The 8,505-nt window shown below is 35.2% G+C and carries 10 protein-coding genes; 8 read left to right on the top strand and 2 right to left on the bottom strand.

The features are described from left to right. Positions 1-415: 415 nt before the first annotated feature. Positions 416-982 carry a membrane-spanning protein gene (locus J2S10_RS17340; protein ID WP_307410023.1) on the bottom strand — a complete coding sequence of 189 codons (567 nt, stop codon included), beginning with the start codon at positions 980-982 and terminating at the stop codon, positions 416-418. A 124-nt stretch (positions 983-1,106) separates the two neighbouring features. On the opposite strand from J2S10_RS17340, the gene J2S10_RS17335 reads away from it, so the two are divergent. After that, the gene (locus J2S10_RS17335; RefSeq protein WP_307410020.1) at positions 1,107-1,244 is read left to right on the top strand and encodes a hypothetical protein; all 138 of its coding nucleotides are present in this window, start codon (positions 1,107-1,109) and stop codon (positions 1,242-1,244) included. Positions 1,245-1,657: 413 nt separating this feature from the next. On the opposite strand, the gene J2S10_RS17330 is transcribed toward J2S10_RS17335, so the two are convergent. After that, positions 1,658-1,993, bottom strand: a complete 336-nt coding sequence (locus tag J2S10_RS17330; protein ID WP_307410018.1) for a hypothetical protein — start codon at positions 1,991-1,993, stop codon at positions 1,658-1,660. A gap of 123 nt (positions 1,994-2,116) precedes the next feature. Here J2S10_RS17330 and J2S10_RS17325 point away from each other — a divergent pair, with 123 nt between their 5' ends. The 7 genes from J2S10_RS17325 to J2S10_RS17295 all read left to right on the top strand — a co-directional run bounded on the left by J2S10_RS17325 (position 2,117) and on the right by J2S10_RS17295 (position 8,319). After that, positions 2,117-2,311, top strand: coding sequence for a hypothetical protein (locus J2S10_RS17325; RefSeq protein ID WP_307410016.1), 195 nt, complete (start codon positions 2,117-2,119; stop codon positions 2,309-2,311). Then, positions 2,287-2,466 carry a hypothetical protein gene (locus J2S10_RS17320; RefSeq protein ID WP_307410014.1) on the top strand — a complete coding sequence of 60 codons (180 nt, stop codon included), beginning with the start codon at positions 2,287-2,289 and terminating at the stop codon, positions 2,464-2,466. The genes J2S10_RS17325 and J2S10_RS17320 overlap by 25 nt, the downstream gene beginning before the upstream one ends. 22 nt (positions 2,467-2,488) lie before the next feature. Beyond that, positions 2,489-2,758 (top strand): recombinase family protein, encoded by a 270-nt coding sequence (locus tag J2S10_RS17315; RefSeq protein WP_307410012.1) that lies wholly within the window; start codon positions 2,489-2,491, stop codon positions 2,756-2,758. A 646-nt stretch (positions 2,759-3,404) separates the two neighbouring features. Continuing rightward, positions 3,405-4,052 carry a TetR/AcrR family transcriptional regulator gene (locus J2S10_RS17310; protein ID WP_307410010.1) on the top strand — a complete coding sequence of 216 codons (648 nt, stop codon included), beginning with the start codon at positions 3,405-3,407 and terminating at the stop codon, positions 4,050-4,052. 256 nt (positions 4,053-4,308) lie between these two features. After that, the gene (locus J2S10_RS17305; protein ID WP_307410008.1) at positions 4,309-5,091 is read left to right on the top strand and encodes a tyrosine-protein phosphatase; all 783 of its coding nucleotides are present in this window, start codon (positions 4,309-4,311) and stop codon (positions 5,089-5,091) included. Positions 5,092-5,199: 108 nt separating this feature from the next. Further along, the gene (locus tag J2S10_RS17300) at positions 5,200-6,549 is read left to right on the top strand and encodes a glycoside-pentoside-hexuronide (GPH):cation symporter (RefSeq protein WP_307410005.1); all 1,350 of its coding nucleotides are present in this window, start codon (positions 5,200-5,202) and stop codon (positions 6,547-6,549) included. A gap of 60 nt (positions 6,550-6,609) precedes the next feature. Then, positions 6,610-8,319, top strand: coding sequence for a glycoside hydrolase family 3 protein (locus J2S10_RS17295; protein WP_307410066.1), 1,710 nt, complete (start codon positions 6,610-6,612; stop codon positions 8,317-8,319). Positions 8,320-8,505 lie beyond the last annotated feature (186 nt).

Here is an 8,505-nt window from a genome sequence, read left to right as displayed (position 1 = left end):
AACTCATATCAATTACACGTAAATCCAAATACAAGGGTTATGAAATCCTGCGAATAAGTGAGCATTCGAGAGATAATCGTATCAAACTGAGGGAGATAATCGTATCAAACTGAGGGAGATAATCGTATCAAACTGAGGGAGTTATATAAGATAATCCTTACTCTATTTTTATATCTTAGTTTAAATGTTTATCATACATAGTTATGGGTGCTTTTTATTTTACCTAAGAAGGTGATGTTATGAAAATTGCTGATGATTTATCCAAAGAACACAAACAGCAGCTGAACTAAATTAAACACACCTAAGAAGAAGCAAGGGGAGTTAAGCAAAAAGGATTTAAAGAATTTGATGAAGCCACCCACGCCTATTTTACATAGGAAACGTGGAGGAGCATGGGGAAATAAATATTGATATTTTAAAACCTTCTTTTAATACAAACAGAATAAATGGAAACAAGAAGAGCACTAGCTGTACTTGAGATTAAGTCAATCATGGTATCTTTATTACCGCCTTCTTGCATAATATGGGTAAAAGTCTGATCACCTATAAACTCATAGATTTCCCATAATACACTTACCATCACTGGAAATGACAGTACAAAAAGAAAAATAAACGGTCGTGAAATATCTTTTTGTATATTATTGGGAATCAAATGCTTATAAATTGCAATACTTACAAAAGCCATATACATCCCCTTGTACGCATGGAGTGATGTGTCCCACCAGGTGAAGCGATAATAAAAATTTGCAATTGACCCCAAAATTGCAGAATAGACAAGGGTAAAATAATATCCGATAATTATAGGTAAGTTAAAAGGATTCTTCTTGAAAAATAATAATGTCGCTGGAATTGGACTAACCATCATTCCTCCAAGTGCTACGAGCCAACGAGTTGAATCACCCTTTATTAAGTAAAAGATGAAAAGACCTGTAAATATTATAAAAAAAACGATACTTAAAATTATAATTGTTTTCTTTTTCAAAATAACCAACTCACCTAAAATTCATTTGGTAATTAGTATGATTAATATAAGAATATTTATGTATGAGTTTCTTTTAGAGCATCTATCGGGGTGCTTTTTATTTTGCAAATTGGAAGATGTTGAAATGAGAATTGCTGATCATTTATCTAAAGAACTGAAACAGCAGCTAAATAAAATTAAGTCACCGAAGAAGAAGCGTAAAAAGAAAAAAGAGAATCTTAGCTTTAAAGATTGGGAAAGATATCATGGGTACCAGACGTGATACTTATGAAAGAAAGAATGGAGCTGTGAGGAGGAAATAAAAAAGACCCCTTTTTTAGGTAAGTAGTTCAGTTTTGAGGTAGAACTAATTCCTAAATTATATCATCAGTTTATTAAAAGGCATATGGACTATCGTAGATAATATCATTCAACTCAAAGATTTTACCTGTTATCCCTAGCCTTTTCAGCATAAAATTTAGCATTCAAATTAACAAAAGACCAACAGCTATTGTCCTTCAACCAATTCATATGCTAATTTCAATGTTGTTTTTACTATTTTTTGAGTGAAAATGTTGATATGACAACAAAAATAAATAGTCCAATTCATCTGCAAATTGGACTACAAAATATATTGCTAATTTAATTTTTCTACTTCAAAACTGAACTACTTACTTTTTTAGGAGCGATTTTAAATTAATAATAAGCAGGAATTTTATAAAATGACAAAATATTACTGCCGTTGATATCCCTTATATAAGCGTTATATTTCTTGGAATCTGATAGATCTGAAAAACAACGGTGCATTTCAATACTAGTTTTTGCTGTAGATATTATTGCATCAAAGTCAATCTTATCAAATTTTTCTATGTTTACTTGAATCTCATGATTTTCTGGCGTAATGAACCATAAACTAGAGTAACTTATGTCATAATCTTCTATTTGAATATTGTTTAAGGTAACTGTTCCAGATAAAAGGTCAAACCTTTTTTTAGTATTCCTTAAATGTTCAAGTAATGTTACAATCGCCATTCACAATCCCTCCATTTTAAATAATTTGTAAAGATATATGTAAATAAAGAACAATTAAGTCCTAATAATGAATGATTTTTGAAGACACCCAAAATGGGTGTTTTTTTATTTGGAGTGAAATAAATGCCAAGTAAACCATTAAAGCCATGCAATAAAATTGGTTGTTCCAATCTAACTAAAGGAAGATATTGTGATGAACATAAACAACAAGAACTGCAGAAGGGGACAGTCAATCGAGATAAGACTAGGCAATACGATAAGCAACGTGGTAGTGCTGCCAGTCGTGGGTGGGGATGGCTGTCAGTGCTAAAGCATTAGCAAGTAGTATTCCGATTTGGGCAAATGAAGATGCTGCAGCATCAGATAAATTAGTTCGCCAAGCAGATGGAGTATCTTATACCGTGGGTTCTGATGTGAAAAATAAAACGGTTGTTTTCCACAGGGGGCTTAAATATAGAACAAAGAGGAATTGATTTTATCAGTGTTAATGACAACATGGACACAACAACAGCTATTGGTAAAGCCATGTTCCGTATGTTGGCGGTATTGAGCGAAATGGAACGTGATCTAATAGCAGAACGGACAAGGGCGGGGCTTGAAGCTGCAAGGGCAAGGGGCAGAAAATGCGGCAGACCAAAAACAGATTCAAAGATACTAGATAAGGCTATCCGATTATACAAGACAAAGGAAAACTCAGTTAAAGAATTTACGGAAATGACTGGTGTTTCAAAGGCTAAGCTATATCAAGTATTAAAGGAAGTTTAAAGCTATTAAACAGAATGTAAAATTTTTCATTTAACTGAGCAGTTAAGTGGAAGAGTCCCGTTTGATCTTTGTTCAGCAATTGGGCCATTTAACGGAGTAATACTTCCAAACTAAACTGTGTATTTTTGTTAAAATTTGGTGCGATATGATAATCGTAGACTCCACCAGCCGGAAGTATCATTTTTTAATTGCCAATTGGATTAGAGAGTATATGGAACCTAACTTTTAAAGGTGTATCTTTGCGTGCATCTTTTTGTTTTTTCTATAGAAATTCCTAATTAAGATTTATATTAATTGTCGAAATTGGCAAAGAAAAGTAAATTCCACCCTTTTATATATAAGATTTCTGACGAAGAAATATGTTTGTAAGGAGTGATAATGATTAAAATTCTTTGGGTGATTTTATATTTATGTTTTTAGGCTTCTACTATGGTATTTACGAAGTATTTAACGATAGCGAACATAGATACTCGTCAAAAATTGCGGGATTACTTTCCCTCTTTTTATGTACATGGATACTGTTTTCATTTTTGATGTCTGCAAAAAAACGAAATTGACATAAATAATTGTTTCTAAAATGTATGTGAAGTTATTAATTATACATGATAAAATGTCTAGGAGTTTAGAGTTAGGGGGCAGTAGCTAAATGAATCAGCAGTGGAAAGAGCAATTAAAGAAACACAGAAATAATCGTAAAGAAGAAATCCTTACTGCAGCTCAGCAGTTATTTCTTGAAAGAGGATTAGGAGTTGTAAAGTTAAACGATATCGTAAAGCAGTGTGGGATTAGCAAAGTTACCTTTTATAAATATTATAAATCAATCGATGAAGTCATTTTTGCAGTACAAATGAAAATACTTAGGGAGTTTATTGAAAAGGATAAAAATTGGATGACAAAAGGAAAGAACGGATGGGAAAAAATGGAGTATGTTCTCCGAATTCAAATTGAGACTTTAAAAACTGATAAAGCTTCAGTCAGTTTCATAGGTCTTTTTGATATGCATTATCGTGACCATTACCCCACTCCGGAATTGGAAAATGCATTTTTAGATCTTTTGAAAAAAGGTCGGTCACTCTTTAAAAACATACTCTTAGAAGGAATTCAGGATGGATCAATTCGTAATGATATTGATATAACGACTCTGCAATTTACAATTAGCAATATAACGAGTGCGACTATTCAACGTATGGCTTTAAGAGGGAAAATTTTAAAATATGATCAAGGTATTGATCCAGACTTGATACTTGAACAGATGGTTAATATAATATTGACATACTTAAAACCAATGAAATAAATAGAATGAAAAAAGGATGTTGTCTTTAATTGAGACGGCATCCTTTTTTTTTTGTAAGATTTACAATTCTTTAACAATATAATTACACTTAATTAAAAAAGGATTACTATAATTAAAAATGTATTTACCGACGGTAAACACTTAATTATACCGTGTAAATAGAATAGGGGGTCAACCAACCAAAAAGGAATCTTAACAAAAATTAATCAACTGATGGCATTACTAAGACTAATCAGGGCACGGAGGAGAATTAGGTATGAATATAAAGGATAACCAAACATTAGAAAGTAGAACAAATTTTCGACCGATAGCGAGTTATCGAACAAGGGATGGACGAAAAATCATTGAGAACCGACTTTTTCGTTCAGGAGAACTAGCTCAATTTAATGAAGAGGACCTTCATTTTGTCCATTCTCTTGGGTTAAGTTACATTATAGATTTTCGTTCTGAAAAAGAAATTGATGCAAAACCGAACCCCATTATTAAAAATACTAAGTACGTCAACATACAAGCTATTGGGGGGTCGATGAATCAAGATGAAATGATGATTGCCCTTAAGAAATTATTAGAATCTAGTCAATCAGGAGGTTTCTTAGAAAACGTCAACCGTAATTTTATAAGAGATACTACTTCTAAGAAGGCTTTTAGACAATTTATTGATTTGGCAATTGAGGCTGATGGGCGCCCATTTCTGTGGCATTGTACTGCAGGTAAAGATCGAACTGGCTTTGCTGCAGCTATCCTATTAATAATACTTGGAGTACCAATGGAGCAAATTTTTGAGGATTATTTACAAAGTAATAACAATCGAATTGAAGAGAACAAAAAAATACTGGAAATAATTAAAACGATGTTTCCAAATAAAGATGAATTTGAATATATCAAAGAATCTATGTCAGTAAAATCATCCTATCTTCAAACGGCATTGGATGAAGCCGAGAATAGCTATGGCTCTATTGAAAACTATCTAGAAGAAGGACTTGGTGTAACAGCAGATATACGTTTACGCTTACAGGAACTTTACTTGGAACAGGAGTGAAATCATGTCCTCATTTAAATTAAGAAACGTTACAAAAAACTATATTAAATCTAAAACAGTAGTAGACCAAGTGGATTTAGCTAACATTACAACGATGAGGTGGCAAAAATGAAGGTTTCGTCAAAAACAGTTCTATCATACGGGCTGGGGAGTCTTGGGTCGAATTTGATTTGGGGGTTAACTCTTGGTTATTTAATGCTATTTTATACCGATTACTTTGGGATTTCGGCAGCTGCTGTAGGAACATTATTTCTTGTAGCTCGAGTTTGGGATGCTTTAATGGATCCTATTATGGGTGTCATTGTGGATAATACAAAATCCAGATGGGGAAAGTTTAGACCGTATCTTCTGGTTGCCCCGGTTATTATGGCCGGTTTTACGGTTCTTTGCTTTTTACAGCCTCATATCAGTCCCGCATCCAAGATTATTTACGCATATGTAACGTATATCATGTGGGGAATGAGCTACTCTGTAGTGGATGTTCCGTATTGGTCCATGACTTCCGCCATTACAGACGATCCAAAGGAACGGACAAAAGTGGTTATGGTGCCCCGGGTAATGGCAATTATCGGTGGATTAGTTGTAAGCGTCTTTACCTTACCGCTTGTTAAAGCGTTAAACAGTTGGTTCCTTGTGAGCTTGATCTATGCAGTATTATGTGTCGTTTTCTTCTGGACTACATTTTTCAACGTAAAAGAACAAGTTACAGTAACACGAAATGAAAAGTTTACGTTCAGAGATGCTTTTCGCGTAATCAAATTGAATCAGCCGCTTCTGCTGTTGTTGTTGACAATGTTAATAGAAGACATCATAACAAAATTCCGCGGTGCTTTCGGTATCTACTATTTCAAATATTATTTACATGCTGAAAATCTTTTCCCTCTATTTTCTTTGGTGAGCATAGTGCCAATATTAATAGGAGCCATGTTAGTACCGATGATGTCGAAGCGCTTAGGGAAAAAGAAAACGACTATCATCGGACTTGTTGGTTCCGGTGTGTCGGGAATTGCTTTATTCTTTGTAGGCAAAAGTATGATTCCGTTCTTTACACTAACTATTCTAGGTGGTTTGTTCTTTGGTATAGCGACGATTACGATGAGTGCTATGATTGCCGATTGTGTGGAATACGGCGAATGGAAAACTGGAAAACGGGCAGAGGGAACGGTATTTGCAACTAACACCTTCCGCTCTAAATTCGCAGGGGCGATTGGGGGAGGAATAGGAGCTTATCTGCTTTCTGGTATTGGTTATATCCCTAATCAAACTCAAACAGGTACAACGATGGTGTGGATGCAGCTATTATTTACGATTATTCCAGGAATCATATTGCTTATCTCTGTTGTGCCGCTCATTAAATATCAGTTAACAGAAGTGACTTATGAGAAGATTTTAACTGAGATAAAAATGAAACGGGAAAGCAATAAAGCTAAGGCTGAGACTTTAGCTAAGGTTCAGTGAAAACACAATTTTTTCATCAGATCAAAATATAAAAAAGTGACTCGAGGAGGAAAAACATTGATGAATTTAAAAGGAAATCCATTTTATTTAACAGATGAAGATATTGATTGGGTTAAAGCTACTTTATCATCTATGACGGTTCAAGAAAAGGTCGGTCAGCTTTTTTGCCTGCACGGAACGTATAAGGATAAAGAGCTTTTAAAAGAGACATTAGATACCTATAAGCCCGGGGGATTTATGTTTAGACCGGATAAGGGGGAGACGATTCAGGATGTTCATCGTTTCTTGCAAGAGCAATCCGCTATTCCTCTACTTCTTGCAGCAAACCTAGAAGCCGGAGGAAATGGCATTGCATTGGACGGGACAGCAGTTGCTAATCCTATGCAGGCAGCAGCAACAGGAAACACAGAAATAGCATACAAGCTAGGGGAGATTGCAGCTAAAGAGGGTAGTGCTGTCGGCTGTAACTGGTCTTTTGCACCTGTAGTAGATATTGATATAAACTTTCGAAATCCTATCACCAATATTCGTACCTTTGGATCAGATGTTTCCAGCATTATAAAAATGAGCAAAGCGTATGTACAAGCCTTGCAAGAAAATGGACTAGCGGCATCCATCAAACATTTTCCAGGAGACGGTGTCGATGAAAGAGATCACCATCTAGTGACTTCTGTCAATTCTCTCTCTATAGAGGAGTGGGATCGTACCTATGGTATTATTTATAAGGAATTAATTGAGGCAGGTACAAAAACAATTATGCCTGGACATATTATGCTCCCTCATTATTCTAGAAAGCTTCGTCCTGATATTAAGGAAGATGAAATAATGCCGGCTACTCTATCTAAAGAATTGTTACAAGATTTACTAAGAGAACAACTGCAATTTAATGGTGTTATTGTCTCTGACTCTACCATGATGGCTGGTTTCGCAATGGCAAAAAATCGTGAAGAGGCAGTTCCTTTAACAATCGAAGCAGGCTGTGATGTGTTCCTCTTTAACCGAGACATACAAGAGGACTTTAAATTTATGATGAAGGGCCTTGAAAACGGACTGCTGACGGTGGAAAGAGTAGAGGAAGCAGCCACGAGAGTGTTGGCCTTAAAAGCATCTCTTGGTCTCCATAAAAAAGAAGCCGCTTCGCTAATTCCGAGAGAAGAGGAGCTCAAGGTACTCGGCTGTCAAGAACATAAGAAGTGGGCATCCATTGCAGCAGATGAATCCATTACCCTGGTAAAAGATACAAAACAATTACTGCCTATATCGGCTGATCAACATCGGCGAGTTTTGTTAATTCCTGTAGAAAACATAAATTCTCAGTTAAAAGCAGAGGGCTTCTACTCAAAATCCTATACTGAAAGCTTTGCAGATAAGCTGCGAAAAAATGGGTTTGAGGTGGTTCTCTTTGACCCAAATCAAAATTTTGGAGCGTCATTTTCAGCGCCTACGTACACAATAAAAGAACAATTTGACCTTGTTATATATTTGGCGAACCTTCCTACGGTTAGCGTAAAGCCTACTTTACGGCTGCAGTGGTCGCCATTGCTTGCGGGCGACTTACCATGGTTCATTCAGGAAGTGCCTACTATTTTTATTTCTTTAGCTAATCCGTATCATTTATTCGATATTCCTAGAGTCCCTGTCATGATCAACTGCTATCACGCAAACGAAAACATTATTGATTATCTTTATAAGAAGTTAACGGGGAAATCCGAATTTAAAGGAAAGAGTCCGGTAGATCCGTTTTGTGGATGTTGGGATACACGGTTTTAACCAATGATGTGTTATTTTAGTGAGGAAAGTTGTACTCAAAAACGAAAAAAATAAGCTAAATTCTTATAAATAACTGTAGGGATATATTATTTTCTTTTTGGGAGCACTTCAAATACTAGCTTGATGGTTATGGGATAACACTTACAAAATGCGGATTTTGTATGTTGGCAATATCGAAATAAAAAA

It is taken from the genome of Neobacillus ginsengisoli (genome assembly GCF_030813055.1).
Note: the sequence above shows the minus strand (reverse complement) of the source record. Positions and strands in the feature narration are given on the sequence as shown.

Excerpts from the sequence above, each read along its gene's own strand:
- J2S10_RS17335 (WP_307410020.1), top strand. The coding sequence starts at position 1,107 with ATGAGAATTGCTGATCATTTATCTAAAGAACTGAAACAGCAGCTAAAT.
- J2S10_RS17330 (WP_307410018.1), bottom strand. The coding sequence starts at position 1,993 with ATGGCGATTGTAACATTACTTGAACATTTAAGGAATACTAAAAAAAGG.
- J2S10_RS17325 (WP_307410016.1), top strand. The coding sequence starts at position 2,117 with ATGCCAAGTAAACCATTAAAGCCATGCAATAAAATTGGTTGTTCCAAT.
- J2S10_RS17320 (WP_307410014.1), top strand. The coding sequence starts at position 2,287 with ATGGCTGTCAGTGCTAAAGCATTAGCAAGTAGTATTCCGATTTGGGCA.
- J2S10_RS17315 (WP_307410012.1), top strand. The coding sequence starts at position 2,489 with ATGGACACAACAACAGCTATTGGTAAAGCCATGTTCCGTATGTTGGCG.
- J2S10_RS17310 (WP_307410010.1), top strand. The coding sequence starts at position 3,405 with ATGAATCAGCAGTGGAAAGAGCAATTAAAGAAACACAGAAATAATCGT.
- J2S10_RS17305 (WP_307410008.1), top strand. The coding sequence starts at position 4,309 with ATGAATATAAAGGATAACCAAACATTAGAAAGTAGAACAAATTTTCGA.
- J2S10_RS17300 (WP_307410005.1), top strand. The coding sequence starts at position 5,200 with ATGAAGGTTTCGTCAAAAACAGTTCTATCATACGGGCTGGGGAGTCTT.
- J2S10_RS17295 (WP_307410066.1), top strand. The coding sequence starts at position 6,610 with ATGAATTTAAAAGGAAATCCATTTTATTTAACAGATGAAGATATTGAT.